Source organism: Jingyaoa shaoxingensis (assembly GCF_014385005.1).
GTDB lineage: Bacteria > Bacillota > Clostridia > Lachnospirales > Lachnospiraceae > Marvinbryantia > Marvinbryantia shaoxingensis.
Genome location: NZ_JACRSZ010000067.1, coordinates 1 through 611 on the forward strand (window position 1 = coordinate 1; position 611 = coordinate 611).

Sequence of the window (611 nt, forward strand, 5' to 3'; positions counted from 1 at the left end):
ACAAGCTCCGGTTCGTGTGCATCAGGATCCGCACAGGTTTCGATTTCATTAAAAAGAGACATCTGCCCCTCGATTTCGAGAGTAGATGTCTTCTCGGATTTTGTTCCATAAAGTTTACGGGTCAGGAAATCAACCTGCTCTTTCAGGAGCCGGACCTGCTGTTCCAGTTCTTTGATATGATTTTTATACTCCTGTTCCGTAGCTGACATAACCTGAAAACCCTTTCGTTTCGATAGGATTATTATACCATAGAATCGTCAGATTTCCCAGCATTTCTAAGGATTTTCAGTATTTTCAGACTTATGCGGGAGCCATTTCTGAACCGCCTTTGGCTGCTCCGGGTTCAAACCTTCCAGAAGCCAGCGTAGCTGCTGATCAGAAATCTGTTTTGCTTCTTCGCCGGTCCGCGGCCATTGGAGACGTCCGTTTTCGTACCGTTTGTATAAAAGGCAGAAACCGTCTCCCTCGTAATGGACTGCTTTGATCCGGTCAGCCCTCTTTCCACAGAACAGGAATAAGGAATTGCTGTAAGGATCCAGTTTGAAGTTGTACTGGATGATATCCAGCAAGCCATTGAGCTGCTTCCTCATATCGGTGTAGCCGCATCGGAT

General features: G+C 46.3%; 2 protein-coding genes. Both read right to left on the reverse strand.

The genetic code is table 11. From position 1 onward, the window contains the following. On the reverse strand, positions 1-209 hold a 209-nt coding region (locus H8716_RS17505), incomplete at its 3' end, for a transposase (protein WP_249310235.1). Positions 210-275: 66 nt separating this feature from the next. Next, positions 276-611: IS66 family insertion sequence element accessory protein TnpB (tnpB, locus tag H8716_RS17510; protein WP_249310236.1), on the reverse strand; the 336-nt coding region annotated here is incomplete at its 5' end.